We start from the raw sequence: 21,987 nt of genomic DNA, 5'->3' as shown, positions 1-21,987 counted from the left end.
TCAGACTCTCTGCATCAAAGATGATTTAAACTGCAAAACATGAAGCATTTCTACATTTTCTGTCGAGTGAACAGGAAAAAGTTCCTTCCACTCTAAAATTAGAGACGGAGTGGAAGGGGGCTGACGCCTGTGGGACCGCGCGGGCTGGCGAGACAAACGTGCCGCGCTTTTGGGCACGTTGGCTCAACACCCGCCCCATCCCCGGGCAGCTGAAAGCGCGACGTCCTGTCGTATCAGCTGCATGACTCACATCCTGCGAGCCCCAAGCAGCCCCCTGCAACGCAGTCGAAAAGCAGAAGCTTTCCGCTGTACTGACCCGAATCTCGTCCCATCGCGCAGTTATTATCGCCAACTATTTTTCACACAAAAAAGCCGCTTCTTGAAAAAGAAGCGGCTTTCAAATATTCAAGGCGTGTTGTCGTTCGGCTTTTCATCCGCCTGTTCTTTGACGACTGACTCTATATAGGTTTTCACCGGCTCCAGCGTCAGTTCCAGGTGGCTGGTCTCCAGATGCTTCGCCAAGTAATCGAGCTGGTGGTCTTCTACCGCATCGGACTGCAGATTGAGGACATCATTGATATAGAGCATTCCCTCATTTGTCGCCATCGGGGAATCGACGCCGTCTTGATTTCTTTCCTCGACGGTGTCCAAGCCATGAATCAGCCCCTGTTCTTTCAATTCACCCATCGCCTTTTTATACTGCTCTTCCCCAATGCCTTGCGACAAGCTGCGGTCGAGCTCTTGGATTTCCTCCAAAGATGCGCCTTTGTAATACTGGGCATAATACGCCATGAGCACTTGTTCTTTTTCCTGCAATTCATTCATAAGGCCAAACCCTCCATATATTCGTTGTTAATTGGTTTATTCCCTCTGAGGCGATAGTTAAGCCTGCCGGATTTCCAGAAAACTGAAACTTTCTGGGAAATGAATCGTTAGTACTGAAGGAAGCAAAACGGAAAGAAGGTGGCTCATATGAGCAATGAGAAAATTGTTGAGATTCGCAAGCTTTCAAAGACGATCGGCAAAAAGCAGATCATCAAAAACTTGAACTTGGATCTCCATAAAGGGGAAATTACCGGGTTTCTCGGGCCGAACGGAGCGGGCAAGACGACGACGATCCGGATGATGGTCGGATTGATGAAGCCAACGCAAGGCGATATCCTGATCGGCGGCAAATCGATCCGCACCGATTTCGAGGGAAGCATCGAAAAAGTCGGCGTCATTGTCGAAAATCCGGAGATGTACAAATTTATGTCCGGTTATAAAAATCTGGTGCATTTCGCGCGTATGCATAAAGGCGTGACAAAAGCCCGCATCGACGAAGTGATCCAGCAAGTCGGAATGCAAAACCGCATCAAGGAAAAAGTCGGTTCGTATTCACTCGGCATGCGCCAACGCCTTGGCCTTGCACAAGCACTCCTCAATAATCCGGAGTTCTTGATTTTGGATGAGCCGACTAACGGCCTGGACCCTGCAGGCATTCGCGAATTCCGCATGTATTTGCGCAAAGTGGCACGTGAGAACGATGTCGCCATTTTCGTCTCCAGCCATCTATTATCGGAGATCGAATTATTATGCGACCGCATCGCCATTATCCAAAACGGCGAATTGATCGACATCAAGAACGTCAACGAGCACCAGCAATCCCGCTATTACATAGAAGCCAAGCCTGCTGACCAGGCGAAACAAGTGCTCGAAGAGATCGGCTTCACCGTGCATCCGCATGAAAACGGCTATTTGATCGATACCGAAGCGGAGCACATCCCGGGCGCCATCAAGCTGCTCACAGCTGCAGGCGTAGATTTGTACGCTGTCCAGCCGCACCGCACGACCTTAGAAGATCAATTCCTTGAAATGACTGGAGGCGGCGAAATTGCTCAAACTCATACAAAATGAATGGATGAAATTATGGAGTAAAAAAGCGACATGGGTCATGGCCATCCTGCTTATCGTTATCTTATTGGCAAATGCAGGCATCACCAAATGGATCGAATCCACTTCTCCTGCGCCGGAAATGGGATGGCAGGAAATGGAGACAATGAACTTGGCTTCAGCCGAGGATCAATTGCAAAATCCGGACATCGGCCCTGCCCAAAAAGACTATTATGAAGGCCAGGCCGCCATCGCAGAATACCGCTTGGCCAATGATGCCGAGCCGTTCAAAGTCGAAAGCCTGCAGCAGCAAGTGCTCGACAGCCATATGATGCTGTCGCTCGTGACGCTTTTCACGGTTATCGTGGGCGCAGGCATCGTTGCTTCTGAGTTTTCACAAGGAACGATCAAGATGCTGTTGACGCGTCCGGTCAAGAGATGGAAAATACTTACATCTAAATACATTACGACGATGTTGTTCGCCTTATTATTCGCCATCCTTACTTTCGCATCGATCGCTTTATTCAGTTGGATTTTCTTTGGTGTTGCAGACGGTGCATTCCTAGTTTGGAACGGATCCGAAGTCGTGGAAGGCTCTTACTGGGCTGAAGCATTGAAACTATCCGTGCTCAGCTTGGCGAGTACATGGATGATCGGTACGTTCGCGTTCATGCTCGGGACGGTTTTCCGCTCCAGTTCGCTTGCGATCGGCGTGTCGATTTTCCTAATGTTTGTCGGCGTGCAACTCGTCTTCTTGTTGCAGCGATTTGAAATCGTCAAATATTATTTGTTCACTCATACCGATTTGACTCAATTCTATACAGGCTTCATGCCTATCCCAGACATCACGATGGCCATGTCGCTCATCGTTTTGACGGTCTATTTCCTGGTCTTTATGATAATCAGTTATTGGACATTCTCAAAACGCGACGTTACCGCCTGATGCACACAAAACCCCTTGAACTGTTCACAGTTCAAGGGGTTTTGTCATTCAATACGCAATGCCAACGCGGCTTTTCAGGAAATCATCCGAATCCAATTGTTCGTAAGCGAACAATGCGGTATCGCCGGCTGTGATTTCTTTGCCATCTTCAGGCAAGTAATTTTCTTCGAAACGGAAATAGCCTTTCGGTTCGCCGTCCGGCAAATACGTCGGACATACGATCGTCCAGTCCAAATCACTTTGTTCCAATGCTTTATAGGCTTTTTCATGTTCTTCAGCGGCAAAGGTCAATTGACGCTTTGAATCACCACCCTGATAGCGGAGCAGCCCCGGGCTCAAGCGGCTGTTCAGAATGCCGGCTGTCCCGATCGTAATGATGCGCCGTACACCTTCCGCTTCCATCGCTTTTACGATCAGCGGTGTCGCATCCGATAGCGTGGTCGTGCGGTCGGTGCCGATTGCGCTGATCACGGCATCCGCCCCTTGCAGCGTCTGGCGGATGTCCTCTTCGTTACGGACATTGCCGACGATCAGGTCGAGATTCGGGTGGGCTTCAAGATCTGCTCTGCGGACTAGCGCTTTCACTTCATGGCCGTCGCGAAGCGCCATGTTCAAGACGTATCTGCCGACTCTTCCCGTTGCTCCAAATAACGCGATTTTCATTGCTTCTCAGCCTCCTCAATACTTCCCGTGATTTATGAATGCAGTGATTATTTGAATAGATACCCGCGTTTAGCCAATACGTCCTTTAAATCGGGACGATGGGGCTTGTTCAAGAACGTCGCCATCTGTTCACTCCATTTGGCGGTTTTTTGGTTGTTCGAGCGCGCGGCATAATAGGCCATGATCGTCTCGTCATACGCCGGCAAAATCTCCGCGTATTTCGCTTCGTCGTATTCATTTTCATGAAGCACGGCTTCTACAGGAAGGCGAGGCTTCACTTCATTGGCTTCGTTCGGCACGCCGACCGTCAAGCCGTAGACCGGGAAAACGCCTTCTGGCAAACCAACAAGCTTACTGATCTCTTCCATATTGTTGCGCACTCCGCCAATATAGCAGATGCCATAGCCTTTTGATTCAGCGGCAAGCGCCAAGTTCTGCGCGAGCAACCCGACATCCGTGACTGCGACCAGCAAGTTCTCGGCCTGGTCGAAGACAATGTCTTCCCCTTGCAGTTTCGCGGCGTGGCCCAAGCGGTTATAGTCGGCGCACATTAAGAACACAGCTCCGGCCCCTTCCATCTGTTTCGGGTTTTTGGATAACTCGCCAAGGCGTTTGCGCTTGTCTTCATCTGTCACCCAAACGATGGAATAAGCTTGCACGAAGTGGGACGTTGCCGCATGCTGTGCCGCTTCGACCAATTCATGGACTTGCGCACGCGTCAATTGCTGGTCTTTGTAATCGCGGACCGATGCGTGTGATTTCATTAATTCAATGACCATTATGTATCCCTCCAAAAAATCTGTTTCCCCTATCGTACCAAAAACTCCTGCCGGATACTTGCTTAAGGATTTTTGCTACAATCAAGTTACGAGGTGAAATTACTTGAAAACATTCCGCACCGTCTTTTCATTGCTGTTGTTGTTTATCATCGGTGCATTTTTGTTCATTTGGATTGATCGGGAAATCGAAAAGCGCAACGAACGCGCTGAACGGCCGCTTCCGACCGGCCTACACCCGATCGTCGAATCCAAACGCGACCAGCTGATCGCGCAGGCTGAAGAAGTCGGCATCGATATCCTCATCACCGACGGTTTCCGTTCCGTCGAAGAACAAAACGAAATCCATGCCCAAGGCCGTTCGCGGGGCGGGAGTGTCGTCACCTATGCTGAAGGAGGCGAGTCCTATCATAATTACGGGCTGGCCATCGATTTTGCGCTGCGCCTGCCTGACGGGTCAGTCGTTTGGGATATCAAGCGAGACGGCAACGAAAACGGCCGTCCCGACTGGTTTGAAGTAGCGGATATCGCCAAAGAGCTCGGATTCGAATGGGGCGGCGACTGGCAACGCTTCAAAGATTATCCGCATCTTCAACTGGATTTCGGTTTATCGATCCGCCAGCTGCAGGATGGCTACCGCCCCGAAGATGTTGTCTCTGACTAAGCTGTATGCGGGACTATGAATCGATTCCTATCAAGAATCACCAAGGAAATCCTGGAGGGTACGACTAAAGAACCGGAATTGGGGTAGTATCATTATATAGAGATAGAAACATATGCCAGTAGCTTATTTCTGGGTGCCAGAAATGGAAAGAGGTTGCCTGTGAAACAATTCGCCATCGTCATTCCGGCTTATAAACCGGAAGAGCCATGCAAACTTATAATTGAAGAAGCGATATCAGCCGGCTTTTCCCGGATCATCGTTGTAAATGATGGCAGCGGACCCGACTATGCCGGCTTTTTTGATGAGCTGGAAAAACTGCCGCAAGTGACTTTATTGACTCATGCGGTCAACCAAGGGAAAGGGCGCGCGCTGAAAACGGTGTTCCATTACATCCTCAATCATCAATTGCCGATCGAAGCCATCATTACTGCCGATGCAGACGGCCAGCATTTGGTGTCTGACATGGTCAAAATCGCAGATGAACTTGAAGCCTCGCCAAACCATGTCGTGCTGGGAGCTCGGGATTTTTCTCAGCCCAATATCCCGTTCCGCAGCCGCTTCGGCAACCGGTTCACGCGCCTGTTGTTCCGCTTGTCGACTGGCGCGGACTTGAGCGATACACAGACCGGCCTGCGTGGCATTCCGGTAAAGTTTTGCCAAGGCCCTGCTCGACGTGCTCGGCGAACGCTTTGAATATGAAATGAATATGCTCGCGGCGCTGAAAAAGAATTACATCCCGGTGTCGGAAGTGACGATCGAAACCGTTTATTTGGACGAGAATAAGTCGTCCCATTTCCACCCGCTCCGCGATTCTTACCATATTTACAAGATTTTTTTATTTTACGGGATATCAGGCGCCGCCTCATTTGGGCTCGACATCGCCTTGTTCTGGCTGTTCGTCCAGCTATTGCGCGACGAATCGCCGGAAGCGTTCATCATCATCGCCACGGTGGCGGCACGCATCCTGTCTTCCCTATTCAATTACTACGTCAACCGCAATAAAGTCTTTAAGCAGGGCTCCAAACGATCCTTGCTGCGCTATTACATATTGGCCGCCTTCATCATGGGCGTTTCCGCCGCATCGGTCCACTTCTTGTATGCGGAATGGCTCGGGCGCGGAGAAGTGATCTTGAAAGTGATGGTCGATACCGTGCTGTTCATCTTCGGCTTCGTGGCTCAGCGCGCTTGGGTTTTCCGCAAAGAATAAAGACACACACACATAAGATAGACATAGAAAAAGAGCGGAAGCCTAGGCTTCCGCTCTTTTTTCAATGCTCCGGACGTTTTGTTTCGACCGGGTCGGTGCGCCATACTTCACCGTCTTTATATGTCATGCCTTCTGGATAGCGCAAGTCCAGAACTTCTTCTTGCGTTTCTTTCGATGGCGGCTTCGTCGCCAGTGAAACGATGATGATCGTAAGAATCGCCGCGGTTGCCCCGAAGACTCCGGCACCTGTATCGATAATGCCGAGAATCGTAAAGCCGCCGAATTTAGCAGCGAAAATATAAGTCAAGGTTACCGTCAAACCGACCAGCATGCCGGCAATAACGCCCGGCCCATTTGCCCGTCTCCACCATACGCCGAGAATCAGCGCCGGGAAGAAGGTGCCGGATGCAAGCGCAAATGCCCATGCTACGATCTGCGTGATCGCGCCCGGCGGATTCAGTGCCACGATGCCGGCTGCGACAGTCGCGATGATGATCGATGAACGGCCGACAAGCAAGCGCTGGCTTTCCGTCGCTTTCGGGTTGATTGAACGATAATAGATATCTTGTGACAAAGCGGCTGAAATGGCGATCATCAGCCCGCCAGCTGTTGAAAGTGCCGCGGCCATTGCGCCGGCAGCCATCAAGCCGACAACAAAGACGCCGAGATTGGCGATTTCAGGCGTTGCCATGACCACGATATCATTGCTGATGACGATTTCTTCCCATTGCAGGATGCCATCGCCATTTGTATCAGCTACCGACAATGAGCCGGTGTTGACCCAAGAAGTTGTCCAAGCCGGAAGATCGGCGATCGAAGAGCCGGCCACTTGAGTCATCAGGATAAAACGTGAAAATGCCGCGTACGCTGGTGCAGACAAGTAAAGCAAACCGATGAACAATAACGCCCATGCGCCGCTCCAACGGGCTGCTTTCATTGTAGAAACCGTATAGAAGCGCACGATAACGTGAGGCAAGCCGGCTGTCCCGGCCATCAATGTAAACATGAGTGCAAGAAATTGCCATTTGGTCGCTTCTGTAAATGGCACGACGTATTCAGAAACCCCGAGCTGCTGATCGAGCTGCTGGAGTTCCCCGACGATCTGCCCGTATGACAGCCACGGAATCGGGTTGCTCGTCAATTGCAGTGACATGAAAATAACAGGGATCAAATAGGCGATGATCAAGACCAGGTATTGTGCCACCTGCGTCCACGTAATCCCTTTCATCCCGCCAAGCGCCGAGTAGAAAGCGATCAATACGACACCGATGATCGTCCCGACGGCTGTAGGCACTTCCAAAAGCCGGCCGATGACGACACCGGAACCTGAGAGCTGCCCAATCGAATATGTAAAGCTGATGATGATGGTGGCAACGGCCGCGATCAAGCGCGCGCTGCTGCTGCTATAGCGGTCGCCGATAAATTCCGGTACCGTGTAGCGCCCGGATTTCCGGAGCTGCGGCGCCAATAGGAAAGTCAAAAGTAAATATCCGCCTGTCCAGCCCATGATATAGGCAAGGCCGTCATATCCGAGCAACATGACCGTCCCGGCCATCCCGATGAATGACGCGGCGCTCATCCAGTCGGCACCGATCGCCATCCCGTTGAACACGGCAGGAACATTGCGCCCGGCTACATAAAAGTCTGATGTTTGCCTGGCCATATTGTAGACGGCGATGCCGATATACAAGCCGAATGTGGCCAGGATCAATACAAGTGATACGAGAAATTGTGAATCCACTGCTTCTCCCCCTTGTCAATTATGCAATTTTATCCATCGCTCTTATTTAGGTGGAAGCGCTATGTTATTTCTTGTCTTCCAGGTCTTGGTCCAAGCCGAATTTCTTGTCGATCCGGTCGTTGATGATTGCGTTAACGAACAGCAAGATGATGAAGGTCAACACTGCCCCTTGCGCTCCCATGAAATAATGGAAAGGCATTCCATTGACGTTGAAGCCCGACAATTCCTCCGCGAACATGACGACCCCGAAAGATGCCGAAAACCCGATCAATAAATAGATGGTGACCAACGTGGTACGAGTCCGGAAATACGCATCTGCTTGTTTTTTATCGATCTTCCTCAAATTACCCACCCCTTTGTCGGTTTACAAGCCGAATTCCTCTATTGCGAAGTTCACCCCCTCAACTGGAAAATGAAACGGACCGTATCCAGGAATGGGAGTGGCACCATAATGACTTTGACGAGCATGAATGCAAAAATCGATGCAAATGGAAGGAAAAAATAAACAACCTTCCGCTTCCTTAACCCTGCTACTACGGACACGATGGTGATAAGGCTCAATGTAAGAACCCAGATCATCGACTCACTCCTTCTTTGAAAACGCTAACAAATACGCCTACGGACGGCCTATCATAGGTGATGATTCGCCTTTCCCCCTCCCTTTCCATTTTAAGGATAATAGATGGTTTCTTTTTTCATTATTCTAAAAATTCTGTTAATTGTCAATGTATTATTATAATAAACTTCAATTAAAATATCTTTTGAACTCAAAGCATTATAAGCTGAAATTTCAACAATATGTTGTTGTATCAAGATAAATGCCACCAAAAAATGAGCATGCATTCATAAAAGAATGCATGCTCATTTTATTTATTCACTCGTATGAAATGATTGATGACCAGAAAATACCTGGTCCCATTCCTTCAATCAAAAACCTGTCTCAGCTCTTTTTTTGATCAGTCGAATGCTTTCATCAAATTACCCATTTCAACTGCAGAAACCGCCGCTTCGTAGCCTTTGTTTCCGGCTTTCGTGCCAGCGCGTTCAATCGCCTGTTCGATCGTCTCCGTCGTCAACACGCCGAAAATGACTGGAACGCCTGTCGACATGCCGGCTTGTGCAATGCCTTTCGCCGCTTCGCTGCAGACATAATCGTAATGCGTTGTCGAACCGCGGATCACGGTGCCAAGTGCGATGACGGCATCGTATTTTTTCGTTTCCGCCATTTTCTTCGCGACCAGCGGCAATTCAAATGCCCCCGGCACCCAAGCAGTGTCGATGTTTTCCTTATTTACGCCATGGCGCACCAAGCCATCGACTGCGCCGTCCAGCAGGCGAGACGTGATAAAGTCATTGAATCTGCCTGTAACGATCCCTATTTTTAAATCCGATCCGATCAAATTTGCTTCGTAAACTGTTTCCATTATGAACACTCCTTAGTCGATTAGATGATGCATCCGTTGTTTTTTCGTTTTCATGTATTGCGTGTTGTCTTCAGTCGGCGGGATGACCAGCGCCAGCCGCTCTTCCACTTTAATGCCGTATTCGATGAGCGCGTCTGTCTTGGCTGGATTGTTCGTCAGCAACCTGACGCGCGACACGCCCAAATCCTTCAACATCAAAGCGCATAAAGTATAATCGCGCATTTCTGCCGGGAAGCCCAGCTGTTCATTCGCTTCGACCGTATCCAAGCCCTGCTCTTGCAGTTCATACGCTTTTAGCTTGTTCAACAAGCCGATGCCGCGCCCTTCCTGCCGCATATAAAGGACGATGCCGGCACCTGCCTGTTCGATCAATTCAAGCGATTTGGAAAGTTGGGCCCCGCAATCGCAGCGGCGCGAGTGGAAAATATCACCGGTCAAACATTCTGAATGAATGCGCACGATCGGCGCTTCCTCCAATTCCGGATTGCCTTTGACGATGGCGACATGCTCTTCTGTATCCAGCCGGTTGGAATAGCCTACCATCCGGAACTCGCCGAAATCGGTCGGCATGTGGACACTCGATTCCCGCGTGATGAGCGGGTCTTTCTCTGCACGATAGGCATACAGATCCTCGATCGTGATGATTTTTATATCGAACTGCTCCGCCAACTTTTCCAAGTCCGGCATGCGCGACATCGTGCCGTCAGGGTTCATGATTTCACAAATGACCGCTGCGGGTTCGCTTCCGCTGAGACGCGCCAAATCGACTGACGCCTCCGTATGGCCTTGGCGCTGGAATACGCCGCCTAGTTTCGCGACAAGCGGGAAGACGTGCCCCGGCCGCTTGAAGTCCTGCGGCACGGCTTTCGTATCGAGCATCTGCAAGATGGTGTCCGACCGTTCAAAGGCACTGATGCCCGTCTTGGCATCTTTATGGTCGATGCTGACGGTAAACGCCGTTTCGTGGTGGTCGGTATTGTGGCTGACCATTTGGTCGAGTTTCAGCCGCAGGGCGATGTCGGGCGAGACAGGCGTGCAGATGAGCCCCCGGCCGTGCGTTGCCATGAAATTGATGTTTTCAGGTGTCGCATGTTCTGCGAGGCAAACAAAATCGCCTTCGTTTTCCCTTGATTCGTCATCTACCAAAATAATGACTTTTCCTGCCTGCAAATCCTTTACTGCTTCTTCAATTGTATTTAGCATCGGTTTGCTCCTTTAAAATCCGTGGCGCCGCAAGTAATCGGCGTTCATCGGTTGTTTTGGCGCATGCTCCATAAAACGCTGCACATATTTTCCGAACATATCGGTTTCCAGATTGACCGAATCGCCTACTTTTTTGCTGCCCAAAGTCGTTTCCCCCGCTGTATGCGGGATGAGCGAAACGGTCAAATGGTTTTCGCTAAGTTCGAAAATCGTCAAACTGACGCCATCGATTGCCACTGATCCTTTGACGATCGACTGCGCAAGCAATTCAGGGGGCGCTGCTATATCGATATACAGTGCGTTTTCCTGGGGGCGCTTGCGCAGGATCTTGCCGACTCCGTCGATATGGCCAGCGACAAGATGCCCGCCGAAACGGCCGTTCGCCGCCATGGCCCGCTCTAGATTGACGGCACTGGATGTACTCAACGAAGAAAGGGTCGTGCCGTGAAATGTTTCCGGCATGACATCCACTGTGAAACGGCCTGTGGATAATGAGGTCACTGTCAGGCACACCCCTTCGACTGAAATGCTATCGCCGATTTTCGTTTCTTCGAGGACGACATTTGCGCGTATCGTCATTTCCATGCTGGCCGCGCCGCGCTTGATACCGGCAAGTTGCCCCTTTTCTTCTATAATGCCTGTAAACATTCATGTCACTCCTTTAAAGTGGAGATAATCTTCAGATCCGTTCCGATGCGCTCTACCTTCTGCGTCTCCAGGGGAATGCCGTTTGCCGTGGAACTGGCATGTAGATCACCAAATACGGAAACGGTTCCTTCGCCGCCGAGAATGATTGGCGCGATATACGTAGCAACTTCATCTACTTGCCCGCTTTTCAAAAAAGCGGTATTGATTTTTTGGCCGCCTTCCACAAGGACAGATAACACCTTATGCTCGGCCAGCAATTCCAATGCAGCGACGATTTCCACATCGGGCGTATCCAGTTGCAGAATTCGGACATGCTCAGGAAATGCGCCGCGGCTGTCGATATCAGCTTGTGATCCGACGATTATCCAAGTAGGGGCATCAGGTACTTGAATGACGTGGCTCTCTATCGGGATGCGCAGATGGCCATCTAAAATGACGCGGATCGGCTGCTTCGGGGAATCGGCAAACCGATTGGTCAAACGGGGGTTATCGAGTGCAATGGTCTGTGCGCCGACGAGGATGGCGTCGTGCAGCAAGCGCAGTTCGTGGACGTCGCGCTGCACTTCAGGCCCCGTAATTTTTTCCGAACGGCCGCCGTATACAGCGATTTTGCCGTCTAGCGTGATGGCATGCTTCAATGTGACGAATGGCCGGTTTTTGCGGATAAAGGTGAAGAACATCCGGTTCAGCTCCGCAGCTTCCTGCTCGCAGACACCGGTCTCTACAATCACCCCGGCGGCTTCGAGCTTCTTGATGCCCTGGCCTGAAACGAGCGGATTCGGGTCAAGCACAGCGACGACGACACGGCGGATGCCGGCTTTTATAATCGCGTCTGCGCAAGGTCCAGTCCGGCCATGATGGCTGCAAGGCTCCAGCGTCACATATAAATCCGCGCCTCGCGCTTCAGTGCCTGCCATATTCAGCGCATGGATTTCTGCATGCGCCTGTCCCGCTTTCAAATGCGCGCCCATGCCGATGATACGGCCATCTTTGACGATCACCGACCCGACAAGCGGGTTGGGGGAAGTCTGCCCGGCAGCTGATCGTGCCAATGCCAGTGCTTGCTTCATGATTTGCTGATCGTCCACTTGATCACACCTTTCAGAACAAAATAAAAACCCATTGATTAGCCAATGGGTTAGAAGACAATAGGAAATAGAACTATAGAAAACTCTATAATTTCCGTGTTCTTCCTTCTCCCATCCAGACTTTAACTGTCGGCTTTGGACTTGCACCAAATCCTGCCCCGAAAGGCTCACGGGCTTCGAATTGCTTCGTTACCGTCGATTGGGAATTTCACCCGACCCCGAAGGAATACTATTCAGTTGATCATCCACAGTATGCAAAAAGGCCCCTTCCATAAAAAGAAAGGGGCCTTGAAAGTGCATATCAAAGAAACCTAAGCGATTGCTAGTAGGCTGCTTGACGGTTCTTCTCCCATCCAGACTTTAACTGTCGGCTTTGGACTTGCACCAAATCCTGCCCCGAAAGGCTCACGGGCTTCGGATTGCTCCGTTACCGTCGATTGGGAATTTCACCCGACCCCGAAGAACGCTATAGATGATTATCTGTAAGTTTAGCGCAAGCTTCAGGGGCTGTCCAGAAAAGAATCTTCATTTGTTGTGCGCAGCCAACTCAATCCCTAGAAAGAAACTCGGATTTCTACTAGTCACCACATTGGCCCGCGCTCGTCTGTCAATTCGATAAAGAATGGATAAATGCCCATGATTACTAAAAAGGAAGCCAGGAACAGGGCGAGGGAAACGAACGGATCGATGCCGAAAGCGACCGAAATGAACATGATGAGCGGAGCGGCAAAGACGAACAAGCTGGTCTTTTTCCGCGATTCCATCGATACGAATTGCTCCTCGCGGCATGAGGGGCACTTCATCCCATCCCCGAGTGTGCACAGTCGGCATACGGTCTGTGCCCACGTCCATAACGCTCCGCAATTCTGGCATTTCGGCATCGCCCTTCTCCCCTTTCTTTGTGTTAACTATACTTACGCATATAAGTTGAATAAGTTCCCAAAATCGTCCCATTATTTCAGATTCTCTGCATCCTCTTTGTTATTGGCAGTGAAAAAGCACTGCCCATGGGGAGCAGTGCCAATTTTTCCTATAGGTATTCTTTTTCGATATCCTTCGTGCTGCGCACCGTATCGATCGGCCGCACCATGCTCTCGATCTGTTCGCGCTTCGGTTCCAAAAACGGCGGCAAAGAAAGTTTCTCCCCGAGTGTTTCATATGGCTCGTCACCCATGAAGCCCGGGCCATCCGTTGCCCATTCGAACAAGAGGCCGGGGGCTACCCGTGCGTACAATGATTCAAAGAAGAAGCGGTCGACATAGCCCGAAGTCGAGAACCCGATTTCCTGCATATGGCCGATCCATTCATTCAATGCTGCGCGGTCCGCCACGCGGAATGCGGCATGATGCACCGTGCCGTAACCCTGCTGCCCGGACGGTAAATCTGCATTATGCTCAACGATTACTTGTGCACCGTTTCCGCCTTCGCCCATCTCGAATAAATGCAGCGATCCCTCGTTGGCGATCTCGCGCATATGCATCGCCTTTTCGAGCACTTCTTTCAAGTAATCGAATTGGCCGATGCGGATATGGATCGGCCCGAGCCCGGTGATGGCAAATTCAAGCGGGACCGGGCCGTCCTGCCAAGGCGTCCCCGCTTGCACGCCTTCATTGTTCTCGTCCGATACGAGCATATACTGCTGGTCATCGAAGTCTGTGAACGACAAAGTTTTGACGCCGAATTGCTCTGCGATTGCACTGTGGTTCACTTCGTATTTGTCAAAACGTTTCTCCCAATAGCTAAGCGCTTCGTCTGTCGGAACGCGGAAAGCCGTTTTGTAAATTTCGTTGGTTCCGTGAGAGCCTTTCGGGATTCCCGGAAAATCAAAGAAAGTCATATCCGTCCCCGCTGAACCCTTATCGTCAGCGAAGAACAAGTGATAGGTTTGGATATCGTCCTGGTTCACCGTTTTCTTGACCAGCCTCATGCCCAATACATACGTGAAAAATTCATAATTCTTTTCGGCACTGCTCGTAATCGCCGTTACATGGTGGATCCCTTTCAATTCGTTCATGCATACCGCTCCTTATTTTTTAAAATTCCATCTGCTGCTGCATTGCTGTCTTGCGCTTCGTAGCCGACCTTTTTCAGCTTTTCGATCAATTCCACTATTTCCTCTTGCCCAAGGCCGGCAAACACTTTATCCATCTGCCGTTCATGCTCAGGGAAAATCCGCTTCATCAATTCCTGGCCATTTTCCGTCAAGAGTGCATAAGTCACGCGCCGGTCTTCCTTGCACGCTTCCCGTTCGACGTAGCCTTTCTGTTCCAGTTTGTCGACCACATAAGTGATGCTGCTGCTCGCAATCAATACCCTCTTGCCAATCGCCTGTATCGGCTGACGGCCCTGGTGATAGAGCAATTCGAGCACCGAGAATTCCGTCGCATTCAAGCCGTACCCGGCAACGTCCCGTTTAATGGCATCATGGACGGCATCCGCGGCGCGAATCAAAACCGTTACAGCTTTCAGGTTCTGGTTGGAGAACTCCATTTATTTCACCTCTTTATTTCGAATTAAAATATCTTTAATTAAAAGTAATCATATCAAGCTATAACTCACCGGTCAAGAGAACGGCTTCAGATTGCGGTTAATCCAAAAAGCTCCTCCCCGCCGTATGCGGAAAGGAGCTTTTGCAATCATAGTTTGAATGTTCCGGTGCTATAGGCCAATAATTCGTCTCGATCGCTGACGACGCGCCCTGTCAGGATTGCCGTACTGTTCGTCTGATGTAACAGTTCAGCGTGGAAAACGGCCGTTCCCTCCGCCAAACTTTTGATGAAGCGAACTTCCATTTGAATCGTCGAGACCGCATCGCTTCCGAGCGACCGGGAGGCAAGGCCCATGACAATATCAATCCCTGACATGATCGCGCCGCCGTGCAGCATATTTTGCATATTGTCATTTTCAGGTCTTTTCTCCAAGCGCATGGACGCCTTGCCATATTCCACCCCGTTGATTTCAAAACCGAGCATCTTGAAATAGGGGCCGTTCTCGAATTGCTCGATCAATTGAGTATATTCCTGTACGTTTTGCACGCGATCTCCTCCAGTTGATTATTCTTCCGTAAGTATAGCATTCCTTTTCAGGGAAAATGAATGGGCAGGATTTTCCTGAAAAGCAGCGAATACTTAAAGACTATCCCAAAAGGAGGTTTTTGGATGACACATGATTTCGATGTCCTTCCAGGCGCAGAGCCGTTCATTTCCGAAGGCGGGAAAACAGGAATTCTCGTATCCCATGGCTTTACCGGCACGACCCAAAGCATGCGCCCGCTTGCCGAGGCTTTCGCGAACGAAGGATATAGCGTCTATGCCCCGCGCCTGAAGGGGCATGGCACGCATTATGAAGATATGGAAACAAGCACGTATCAGGATTGGATTGCCTCTGTCGAGGAGGCCTACGCTTGGCTGTCGGAGCGCTGCGATAAGATATTCGTGGCAGGTTTGTCAATGGGCGGTACACTCGCGCTTTATATGGCGGAAAACCATCCGGAGATCCGCGCCATTTCATTGATTAACGCCGCCGTCGAAGTCCCGGACATGGAAGGTGTCAAGGAATTGCAGGATGTGCGTTTTTTGGATGCCATCGGATCCGATATTAAAAAGCCTGGAATCACTGAGCTTGCTTATGAGAAAACACCGGTCGCTTCCGTTAAGGAGATCCTTTCTTTCATGGATTTGGCCAGAAAAAACCTGTCGGCCATTCATTGCCCGACACTGCTGTTCGTTTCGCCGGAAGATCATGTCGTCCCGCCGGATAATTCCAGGTTCATATATGAACATATTTCATCCAAGGAAAAAGACCTCATTGAAATGACGGATAGCTTCCATGTGGCGACGCTTGATCACGACCAGCAACGGATCATCGACGGCACACTCGCCTTTTTCCGCAAATACGAATAAATTCTGCTCTATTTATAGAGCAAAGGACGGAAGGCGTGAGAGCCTTCCGTCCTTTTGTCATTTTTTCACTCTTGCCACAAGCAATCCATCACCAACCGGCAGCAGGATCGACTCCAACTGCGGATGCCTTGCAGCCGTTTCGTTGAACTTCTTCATCGCTTCGGTGTGCTGGCGCTCTTTACCCACAGCTGCCACACTTCCCCCAGCCAGTACATTATCGGCGACAATCAATGCCCGGTCTTCTGCAAGTTCAAGGCAAGCGGCTAAATAGTTTTCGTAATTCACCTTATCGGCATCGATGAAAAAGAAATCGAACGTCCTCCCCTGGCCTTTCAACTTTGCCAAGCTGTCCAAGGCAGGGCCTGTCAGATAATCGACTTGGCTGCCGAATCCCGCTTTTGCCAGATGGGCGTTTGCCAGTTCCGCATAGTCCTGCTCCAATTCCAGCGAAGTCAAATGCCCTCGTGCGCCAAAGCCCCGTGCCAGGCAAATCCCGCTATAGCCGCCGAGTGCGCCGATTTCCAATACCCGTTCCGCTTCCGCCATGGCCACGAGCATCGTCAGCAGTTTTCCGGACGCTGGCGATACCGAAATCGGCCGCATGCCTTTTTCGTTGATGGCGGCAAGCACGCCTTCCAGAACCTCTTCTTGCTCAACAAACACTTTATCGATATAAGAATGGATTTCCTCCATATCCTTATCCCTCCTTATGATTGAGAAAAAGCCCCGGCGATGCCGGGGCTTCGGTACTTTAAAATGCTGATTCGATGGCCTTGACCATTTCGCTGACAGACTGCAGCCCGCCGCCGGATAGGTACCAGTAATCAGGGTCCAAGTAAATGATCTTATCGTTTTGATAAGCGTTCGTTTTCTGGACCAATTCATTTTCCAATGAATCTTTTGCGCTTGCGTCATTGCCGACTGCTGCATTGCGGTCGACGACGAACATCATGTCCGGGTTTGTATCAAGGATGTATTCATACGTGATGCTTTGGCCATGCGTAGACGCTTCAATGCCTTCGTCCGCCTGCTTTACACCAAAGACGTCATGGATGATGCCGAAGCGTGAAGCTGCTCCGTATGCGCTGACTTTTCCTTCATTGGCCAGCACGATCAAGCCTTTTTCTTTAGAACTTGCTGTTTTCTCTTTGATGCCTTCGATTTTCTCGTTGATGGCTGCAAGCTCTTCTTCAACTTCCGCTTCTTTGCCGAAGATTTCCCCGACCGTTTCCATGTTTGTTGTGAACGAATTCATATAATCTGTTGTATCTACGCCCAAGTGAATAGTCGGTGCGATGTCGTTGAATTCATTATACATTTCTGCCTGGCGCCCAGAGATGATGATGAGGTCTGGATCCATTGCGTGGATCGCTTCAAAATCCGCTTCTTTCAATGTGCCGACATTCTCGTATTTCCCAGTGTCTTCAAACTTCTCCAAGTAGGATGGCACATTTCCTTGAGGCACGCCGGCAATCGATTCGATTCCCAATTGATCCAGTGTATCCAGAATCCCGAAGTCGAAAACGACGACCTTCTCAGGGTTTTTCGGAACTTCCGTCTCACCCAGTTCATGCGTCACTGTTACCGTTTCCGCAGTCTGAGCATCCGCCGTTTGGCTGTCTGTCGCCTCTTTTTCCGCCCCGCAAGCCGCGAGAACTGCAAACATCATTAATACTAAAATTGCCGCTAACCATTTCTTCATTTTTTCCGTCTCCTCTTCTATTGAGATTATTGGATGATGGACATCCGCACTGCATTATGTAATCTTTTCCGGTGACTCTTGAAGAATCGCCCCTTTCGTCAATCAGGTGATACTGATAATCATTATCACTCAATCACATTCATTAGTATAGCAGAATAAAAACACTTTCAATACCTAAATGAGAATTATTTTCATTTGTTTTCGTATCAGGATGCTCTCTTTTGTTTCCTGCAAAAGAGCTTGGCATTCCCGTCATCAACAAGACACAAAAAGCCCGTCCATAAGAAGGACGGGCTTTCCTATATTCATTATTCATTCAATGCGTTGGCAGCTTTGCGTTCGAGCTTTTGAAGATTGCCAATTGATCGATCAGTTTCTGGCTTCCGGCATCCAGGCCGGTCACTTCCACTTCATTGGCATTTTCGCGGAACTTCAGCACGACCCTGTCGACGGCGCCGACGCCGGAATCGTCCCAAATATGGGCATCCGTGAAATCGACAATCACTTTCTCACGTTCGATATCGAAATCGAATTTCTCCAGGAAATCTTCAACCGAAGCGAAGAACAATTGGCCTTCGACGCGGTATTGTGTCGCATCGAGCAAACGTTTTTCCACTTTGATCTTGGAAATTTTCGAGACGAAGAAGATGGCGCTTAGCAAGACACCCGCCAGCACACCGATCGATAAATCGTGCGTATAGACGACGATGGCGACAGTCGCGACCATAACGATGGAATCGGTTTTCGGTGCTTTTTTCAAGTAAGTGAACGAAGCCCAGTCGAATGTCCCGATCGATACCATGATCATGATGCCGACAAGCACTGGCATCGGGATTTGCACGACGACATTGCCGAGAACGATGATCAAAAACATCAGGAACGTACCGGCAACAAGCGCCGACAATCGGCCACGGCCGCCCGATTTGACATTGATGACCGATTGCCCGATCATCGCACAGCCCGCCATTCCGCCGAAGAAACCGGTGACGAAGTTGGCGATTCCTTGACCTCTGGCTTCTTTGTTCTTGTCACTTGTTGTATCGGTCATGTCGTCGACGATATTCGCCGTTAAGAGCGATTCAAGCAAGCCGACAATAGCCAGCGCAAGTGAGTACGGGAAGATGATCGACAGTGTTTCCAAGTTGAATGGCACATCCGGCAACAAGAAGCTCGGGAGCGTCTGGCTGATCGTGCCGAGATCGCCTACTGTGCGCAATTCGAATCCGGAATAGATGGCCACTGCCGTCAACACGACCAGCGCGATAAGCGGGGCCGGGATGGCTTTGAAAAAACGCGGCACGATATAGATGATGGCCAACGTGATGGCCACGAAGAGATAGGTCATATTGTTGATGCCGATGAAATGCGGCACTTGCGCCATGAAGATCAAGATGGCCAGCGCATTGACGAAGCCAATCATGACAGCACGCGGGATGAACTTCATCACTCTTGCCACTTTGAAGACGCCGAACAGGATCTGGATGACCCCTGTCAAAATCGTGGCAGCGAGCAAATACTCCAGCCCGTAGTCACGGACGAGCGGCACCATCAATAGCGCCATCGCGCCGGTAGCGGCCGAAATCATGCCGGGACGCCCGCCGACGAAAGCGATGATGACCGCAATGCTGAAGGAGGCGTACAAGCCGACCATCGGATCGACCCCTGCAATGATGGAGAAGGCAATGGCTTCCGGAATAAGCGCAATGGCGACGAGAATCCCTGACAATATATCACCGCGGATATTCCCGAACCATTGGGTTTTCAGACTTTGTTTCACGTGGTCGTGCTCCTCTATTCTTTATTTGAAAGTTTCTTCATATCCTGGAAACCTTATTTTTTCACAATGAAAATAGTTTAGCACCGACGCTCCATTAATGGAACCTTTTTGGGCCCGTTTTTACAAAAAAATTAATATGTTATAATGTATTCACTTTGTACAGCGAGGAGTTTTTTACGTGCGAATCGGTTACGCAAGAGCCATTGAAGAAGATTTAGACTGCCAAAAGCAACGCGCCCTGTTTGAAGAATTCGGCTGCGATGTGATCCATATAGAATCCCACAGTTCTCCGAAACAGCGAACCGAGCTGGACCACATGCTGGAAGCGCTCGTTCCTGGAGACCGCATCATCGTGATGAAACTCCATGTGCTGACAGATTCAACCCGCCAATTGGTGGACTTAGTTGAAGCGCTCGAAGAAAAAACAGCTTTCCTTCATGCCATTAAAGAAAATATCGACACCGCGAAAGGAACGTCGTTTTCATTTTTGGAAATCGCGAAATCCATCGCTGAATTCCAGAGCGATTCCATCAGTGCGAAGACCAAAGCAGGCTTATCGGAAGCCAAGCAAAAAGGCATGCACGCCGGGCGACCGCGCAAGCCCGATGCCAATGTCAAAAAAGCGATCGAGATGTATAAAAGCAAATCCTATAGCTTGGCCGAGATCAAAGAACAGACCAGCATCAGCAAGTCCACTCTGTATCGTTATTTGGAGAATTAAAAAAAGAGCGCCGAGGCGCTCTTTTTTTTCAGGCTGTCGAAAAGGTAAGAAGTCGTATTTTCCGAAGCTTATCGCTCGCTTTCCGTGGGGCGGGAATCGAGCCTCCTCGTCACTAAAACCGTGTGCTCAACTCTCACTGCGTTCGAGCATCGCAAGAAAATCGTTGCTCCCACATCTGCTCGGCAGATGCGTCGCAAATGAATGTGCTCAGCACAGCTTCGCTCATTCATTGCCTGCGGGGTCTCTCAAACCCGCTAGTCCCACAGGAGTCGAGCGAATGCTTCTCCAAATACTCAGATAGAACATTGAATTTTGAACGTAGAAAAGGTGATTCCCTTTTTCATTCATAGCGGATTGTAGACTTCTTCAACCCTCTTTTTCTATTGCCCGGTTTTCAACTCTTCTTTCACGGGTGGTTTTGCCAGGATGGAAGCGACGATTGCTAAAGCCGGGATGATGAGCAGGAAGCTTAATGCTTCATCATAGCCGCCAAGGAAATCGTAAAACAAGCCGAACGGCAAAGGCCCTAAGGCAGAGCCGATGACCATGATCGCCATGGCGATGCCGCTGATGCTGCCGATATACTGGCGGCCGTAATAATTGGGCCAGACAATGCTCAACGTGACCCGCTCAATTCCTGACACGACTCCCCATACGACGCCAAACAGGATCGCTAATGACAGAACGGTCGCTTGCTGGAGCAGCAAAATGAAAATGATCTCTCCGGCAAACAAGGCGACCAGCATCCAGCGCACTTCGATTTTATCCAGCAAATAGCCGGCTAAAAACGTTACCGGGAATCCGACGACCGCCATCAAGCTCAGTACAGTCGCTGCGGCTTCAGGCGTCAGCGATTGCTGTGAAAAAATCGATACTAAATGGAACGTGATTCCCGTGTTCACCAAGGCTGGCGTGGCGACGCAAAACAGCAGCAGCCAAAAGGCGCGGGTTTTCTGCGCTTCTTTCACGGTCCAGCTAATATCTGCCGATAAACTCTTCTCTGCGCTTTCCCCTTCAGGAATCACTTCCCCGTCAGGACGCAAGCCGATATCTTCCGGCTTGTTGCGGATCAGCAAAAACGCGAGCGGCGTAAAAATAACCAACACAGACGCGCCGAGCAGCAGCCATGCAATGCGCCAATCGAAGGTTTCAATCAGCCACACATTGAGCAATGGAAAGATGGCAGAGCCGACCATCGCCCCGAGTGCTGCGAGGCTGAGCGCGCGCCCCCTTTTGGCGATGAACCATTGCGGCACGAGCGACTTCGGCGTGAGTGACATCGAGCCTTGCCCGAGCAGGCGAATCAAAAAGAAGCCGATGAACAGCATGAAGGTGTTGGCGATCAATCCGTTAAATAAACAGGCGAGCCCCAGCAAACTGGAGATGATGACCGCCATCTTACGTGCTCCCTGGCTATCGAACAGCCTGCCGACCATAAAAATCAGGAAACCTGCGATCAATGTAGCCGCAGAATAAATCCCTGACACCGTGGAGCGGCTCCATCCGAACTCTTCAATATAATAATCGATGAAAATGGCATTGGAAAAGGTTTGGCCGGGTCCCGAAAAGAAATACGATAACGCCGAAATCGCGACGATGACCCAGCCATAATAAAACGGCGTATGTATCGGCGCAGTATGTTTCACCTTGTTCTCC

Annotated in this window: 25 protein-coding genes and 2 riboswitches; of the genes, 7 read left to right on the top strand and 18 right to left on the bottom strand. The window is 50.2% G+C overall.

Going from position 1 to position 21,987, the window contains the following annotated elements:
• Nucleotides 1-405 precede the first annotated feature (405 nt).
• Nucleotides 406-825 carry a hypothetical protein gene (locus CW734_RS03355; protein WP_101189433.1) on the bottom strand — a complete coding sequence of 140 codons (420 nt, stop codon included), beginning with the start codon at nucleotides 823-825 and terminating at the stop codon, nucleotides 406-408.
• A 147-nt stretch (nucleotides 826-972) separates the two neighbouring features.
• Here CW734_RS03355 and CW734_RS03350 point away from each other — a divergent pair, with 147 nt between their 5' ends.
• Nucleotides 973-1,896, top strand: coding sequence for an ABC transporter ATP-binding protein (locus tag CW734_RS03350; RefSeq protein ID WP_101189432.1), 924 nt, complete (start codon nucleotides 973-975; stop codon nucleotides 1,894-1,896).
• Nucleotides 1,874-2,815 carry an ABC transporter permease gene (locus CW734_RS03345; protein ID WP_101189431.1) on the top strand — a complete coding sequence of 314 codons (942 nt, stop codon included), beginning with the start codon at nucleotides 1,874-1,876 and terminating at the stop codon, nucleotides 2,813-2,815. Before CW734_RS03350 ends, CW734_RS03345 begins: the two co-directional genes overlap by 23 nt.
• A 48-nt stretch (nucleotides 2,816-2,863) precedes the next feature.
• Here the strand turns inward: CW734_RS03345 and CW734_RS03340 are convergent, their stop codons facing one another.
• Nucleotides 2,864-3,478 (bottom strand): NAD(P)-dependent oxidoreductase, encoded by a 615-nt coding sequence (locus CW734_RS03340; RefSeq protein WP_101189430.1) that lies wholly within the window; start codon nucleotides 3,476-3,478, stop codon nucleotides 2,864-2,866.
• A gap of 47 nt (nucleotides 3,479-3,525) precedes the next feature.
• On the bottom strand, nucleotides 3,526-4,257 hold the full coding sequence (nfsA, locus tag CW734_RS03335) for an oxygen-insensitive NADPH nitroreductase (protein ID WP_101189429.1): 732 nt from the start codon (nucleotides 4,255-4,257) through the stop codon (nucleotides 3,526-3,528).
• A gap of 103 nt (nucleotides 4,258-4,360) precedes the next feature.
• Between nfsA and CW734_RS03330 the strand changes: the two genes are divergently transcribed.
• From CW734_RS03330 to CW734_RS18605, 3 genes are all read left to right on the top strand, one after another.
• Nucleotides 4,361-4,918 carry a M15 family metallopeptidase gene (locus tag CW734_RS03330; protein WP_101189428.1) on the top strand — a complete coding sequence of 186 codons (558 nt, stop codon included), beginning with the start codon at nucleotides 4,361-4,363 and terminating at the stop codon, nucleotides 4,916-4,918.
• A 159-nt stretch (nucleotides 4,919-5,077) separates the two neighbouring features.
• Nucleotides 5,078-5,611 (top strand): glycosyltransferase family 2 protein, encoded by a 534-nt coding sequence (locus tag CW734_RS18610; protein WP_232787144.1) that lies wholly within the window; start codon nucleotides 5,078-5,080, stop codon nucleotides 5,609-5,611.
• The gene (locus tag CW734_RS18605; protein WP_232787143.1) at nucleotides 5,592-6,125 is read left to right on the top strand and encodes a GtrA family protein; all 534 of its coding nucleotides are present in this window, start codon (nucleotides 5,592-5,594) and stop codon (nucleotides 6,123-6,125) included. Before CW734_RS18610 ends, CW734_RS18605 begins: the two co-directional genes overlap by 20 nt.
• A 61-nt stretch (nucleotides 6,126-6,186) precedes the next feature.
• Here the strand turns inward: CW734_RS18605 and CW734_RS03320 are convergent, their stop codons facing one another.
• The 11 genes from CW734_RS03320 to CW734_RS03270 form a co-directional block, all read right to left on the bottom strand.
• The gene (locus tag CW734_RS03320; protein WP_101189427.1) at nucleotides 6,187-7,866 is read right to left on the bottom strand and encodes a sodium:solute symporter family protein; all 1,680 of its coding nucleotides are present in this window, start codon (nucleotides 7,864-7,866) and stop codon (nucleotides 6,187-6,189) included.
• Between the two features lie 64 nt (nucleotides 7,867-7,930).
• A complete protein-coding gene (locus CW734_RS03315; protein ID WP_101189426.1) occupies nucleotides 7,931-8,209 on the bottom strand; it encodes a DUF4212 domain-containing protein in 279 nt (92 codons plus the stop codon).
• 50 nt (nucleotides 8,210-8,259) lie between these two features.
• Nucleotides 8,260-8,445: a hypothetical protein gene (locus tag CW734_RS03310; protein WP_101189425.1), complete on the bottom strand. Its 186-nt coding sequence runs from the start codon at nucleotides 8,443-8,445 to the stop codon at nucleotides 8,260-8,262.
• Nucleotides 8,446-8,822: 377 nt separating this feature from the next.
• Nucleotides 8,823-9,290 carry a 6,7-dimethyl-8-ribityllumazine synthase gene (gene ribH / locus CW734_RS03305; protein WP_101189424.1) on the bottom strand — a complete coding sequence of 156 codons (468 nt, stop codon included), beginning with the start codon at nucleotides 9,288-9,290 and terminating at the stop codon, nucleotides 8,823-8,825.
• A 12-nt stretch (nucleotides 9,291-9,302) separates the two neighbouring features.
• Entirely contained in the window at nucleotides 9,303-10,493 is a 1,191-nt protein-coding gene (locus tag CW734_RS03300) for a bifunctional 3,4-dihydroxy-2-butanone-4-phosphate synthase/GTP cyclohydrolase II (RefSeq protein ID WP_101189423.1), read from the bottom strand.
• Between the two features lie 12 nt (nucleotides 10,494-10,505).
• Nucleotides 10,506-11,141 carry a riboflavin synthase gene (gene ribE, locus CW734_RS03295; RefSeq protein ID WP_101189422.1) on the bottom strand — a complete coding sequence of 212 codons (636 nt, stop codon included), beginning with the start codon at nucleotides 11,139-11,141 and terminating at the stop codon, nucleotides 10,506-10,508.
• 5 nt (nucleotides 11,142-11,146) lie between these two features.
• Nucleotides 11,147-12,229, bottom strand: a complete 1,083-nt coding sequence (gene ribD / locus CW734_RS03290; RefSeq protein ID WP_101189421.1) for a bifunctional diaminohydroxyphosphoribosylaminopyrimidine deaminase/5-amino-6-(5-phosphoribosylamino)uracil reductase RibD — start codon at nucleotides 12,227-12,229, stop codon at nucleotides 11,147-11,149.
• 99 nt (nucleotides 12,230-12,328) lie between these two features.
• Nucleotides 12,329-12,459: riboswitch (FMN riboswitch) on the bottom strand.
• Between the two features lie 107 nt (nucleotides 12,460-12,566).
• Nucleotides 12,567-12,697, bottom strand: a riboswitch (FMN riboswitch).
• 113 nt (nucleotides 12,698-12,810) lie between these two features.
• Entirely contained in the window at nucleotides 12,811-13,110 is a 300-nt protein-coding gene (locus CW734_RS03285; protein WP_101189420.1) for a TIGR04104 family putative zinc finger protein, read from the bottom strand.
• A 149-nt stretch (nucleotides 13,111-13,259) separates the two neighbouring features.
• Nucleotides 13,260-14,243, bottom strand: coding sequence for a ring-cleaving dioxygenase (locus CW734_RS03280; RefSeq protein WP_101189419.1), 984 nt, complete (start codon nucleotides 14,241-14,243; stop codon nucleotides 13,260-13,262).
• The gene (locus CW734_RS03275) at nucleotides 14,240-14,719 is read right to left on the bottom strand and encodes a MarR family winged helix-turn-helix transcriptional regulator (protein ID WP_101189418.1); all 480 of its coding nucleotides are present in this window, start codon (nucleotides 14,717-14,719) and stop codon (nucleotides 14,240-14,242) included. The genes CW734_RS03280 and CW734_RS03275 overlap by 4 nt, the downstream gene beginning before the upstream one ends.
• Before the next feature lie 146 nt (nucleotides 14,720-14,865).
• Complete coding sequence (locus CW734_RS03270; protein WP_101189417.1) at nucleotides 14,866-15,264, bottom strand: PaaI family thioesterase; 399 nt, start codon at nucleotides 15,262-15,264, stop codon at nucleotides 14,866-14,868.
• Nucleotides 15,265-15,387: 123 nt separating this feature from the next.
• Here CW734_RS03270 and CW734_RS03265 point away from each other — a divergent pair, with 123 nt between their 5' ends.
• Nucleotides 15,388-16,131, top strand: coding sequence for an alpha/beta hydrolase (locus CW734_RS03265; protein ID WP_101189416.1), 744 nt, complete (start codon nucleotides 15,388-15,390; stop codon nucleotides 16,129-16,131).
• Between the two features lie 57 nt (nucleotides 16,132-16,188).
• On the opposite strand, the gene CW734_RS03260 is transcribed toward CW734_RS03265, so the two are convergent.
• From CW734_RS03260 to CW734_RS03250, 3 genes are all read right to left on the bottom strand, one after another.
• On the bottom strand, nucleotides 16,189-16,824 hold the full coding sequence (locus tag CW734_RS03260; RefSeq protein ID WP_101189415.1) for an O-methyltransferase: 636 nt from the start codon (nucleotides 16,822-16,824) through the stop codon (nucleotides 16,189-16,191).
• Between the two features lie 58 nt (nucleotides 16,825-16,882).
• Nucleotides 16,883-17,833 (bottom strand): siderophore ABC transporter substrate-binding protein, encoded by a 951-nt coding sequence (locus tag CW734_RS03255; RefSeq protein WP_101189414.1) that lies wholly within the window; start codon nucleotides 17,831-17,833, stop codon nucleotides 16,883-16,885.
• 316 nt (nucleotides 17,834-18,149) lie between these two features.
• Nucleotides 18,150-19,610 carry a SulP family inorganic anion transporter gene (locus CW734_RS03250; protein WP_101189413.1) on the bottom strand — a complete coding sequence of 487 codons (1,461 nt, stop codon included), beginning with the start codon at nucleotides 19,608-19,610 and terminating at the stop codon, nucleotides 18,150-18,152.
• A 178-nt stretch (nucleotides 19,611-19,788) separates the two neighbouring features.
• Between CW734_RS03250 and CW734_RS03245 the strand changes: the two genes are divergently transcribed.
• Nucleotides 19,789-20,331, top strand: a complete 543-nt coding sequence (locus CW734_RS03245; protein ID WP_101189412.1) for a recombinase family protein — start codon at nucleotides 19,789-19,791, stop codon at nucleotides 20,329-20,331.
• A gap of 380 nt (nucleotides 20,332-20,711) precedes the next feature.
• Here CW734_RS03245 and CW734_RS03240 read toward each other — a convergent pair whose 3' ends face one another.
• A complete protein-coding gene (locus CW734_RS03240) occupies nucleotides 20,712-21,977 on the bottom strand; it encodes an MFS transporter (RefSeq protein ID WP_101189411.1) in 1,266 nt (421 codons plus the stop codon).
• Nucleotides 21,978-21,987: the final 10 nt, after the last annotated feature.

The sequence above is a fragment of the Planococcus sp. MB-3u-03 genome, assembly GCF_002833405.1.
GTDB lineage: Bacteria > Bacillota > Bacilli > Bacillales_A > Planococcaceae > Planococcus.
The sequence above is the reverse complement of the archived record's forward strand: the minus strand, read 5'-3'. Positions and strand labels throughout refer to the sequence as shown.

Excerpts from the sequence above, each read along its gene's own strand:
- nfsA (WP_101189429.1), bottom strand. The coding sequence starts at position 4,257 with ATGGTCATTGAATTAATGAAATCACACGCATCGGTCCGCGATTACAAA.
- CW734_RS03285 (WP_101189420.1), bottom strand. The coding sequence starts at position 13,110 with ATGCCGAAATGCCAGAATTGCGGAGCGTTATGGACGTGGGCACAGACC.
- CW734_RS03260 (WP_101189415.1), bottom strand. The coding sequence starts at position 16,824 with ATGGAGGAAATCCATTCTTATATCGATAAAGTGTTTGTTGAGCAAGAA.
- CW734_RS03310 (WP_101189425.1), bottom strand. The coding sequence starts at position 8,445 with ATGATCTGGGTTCTTACATTGAGCCTTATCACCATCGTGTCCGTAGTA.
- CW734_RS03275 (WP_101189418.1), bottom strand. The coding sequence starts at position 14,719 with ATGGAGTTCTCCAACCAGAACCTGAAAGCTGTAACGGTTTTGATTCGC.
- CW734_RS03255 (WP_101189414.1), bottom strand. The coding sequence starts at position 17,833 with ATGAAGAAATGGTTAGCGGCAATTTTAGTATTAATGATGTTTGCAGTT.
- CW734_RS03280 (WP_101189419.1), bottom strand. The coding sequence starts at position 14,243 with ATGAACGAATTGAAAGGGATCCACCATGTAACGGCGATTACGAGCAGT.
- CW734_RS03265 (WP_101189416.1), top strand. The coding sequence starts at position 15,388 with ATGACACATGATTTCGATGTCCTTCCAGGCGCAGAGCCGTTCATTTCC.
- CW734_RS03340 (WP_101189430.1), bottom strand. The coding sequence starts at position 3,478 with ATGAAAATCGCGTTATTTGGAGCAACGGGAAGAGTCGGCAGATACGTC.
- CW734_RS03350 (WP_101189432.1), top strand. The coding sequence starts at position 973 with ATGAGCAATGAGAAAATTGTTGAGATTCGCAAGCTTTCAAAGACGATC.
- ribH (WP_101189424.1), bottom strand. The coding sequence starts at position 9,290 with ATGGAAACAGTTTACGAAGCAAATTTGATCGGATCGGATTTAAAAATA.
- CW734_RS03300 (WP_101189423.1), bottom strand. The coding sequence starts at position 10,493 with ATGCTAAATACAATTGAAGAAGCAGTAAAGGATTTGCAGGCAGGAAAA.
- ribE (WP_101189422.1), bottom strand. The coding sequence starts at position 11,141 with ATGTTTACAGGCATTATAGAAGAAAAGGGGCAACTTGCCGGTATCAAG.
- CW734_RS03355 (WP_101189433.1), bottom strand. The coding sequence starts at position 825 with ATGAATGAATTGCAGGAAAAAGAACAAGTGCTCATGGCGTATTATGCC.